This window comes from Tamlana crocina (assembly GCF_012037625.1).
In genome coordinates, this window is record NZ_JAAVJS010000731.1 from 1 (window position 1) to 308 (window position 308).

General features: G+C 48.7%; 1 pseudogene. It reads right to left on the bottom strand.

From position 1 onward, the window contains the following. Positions 1-308 (bottom strand): annotated as a pseudogene (gene rplB, locus HC176_RS18765) (50S ribosomal protein L2); the annotation flags it as partial.

Genomic DNA, 308 nt, shown 5'->3' on the forward strand with positions numbered 1-308 from the left:
ATCCTTTAGCAGGGATACCCTTTCTTGAACGCGGGTGACCTCCGGAAGCACGACCTTCCCCACCACCCATTGGGTGATCTACTGGGTTCATTACAACCGGTCTTGTTCTTGGTCTTCTACCCAACCATCTGTTTCTACCAGCCTTACCTGACACAAGCAATTGGTGATCACTGTTTGATACAGCCCCAATCGTTGCAACACAGCTCGCCAATACCCTTCTGATTTCTCCTGAAGGCAATTTGATAGTTGCGTATTTTCCTTCTCTTGCCATTAGCTGAGCAAATGCCCCAGCACTACGAGCCATAACA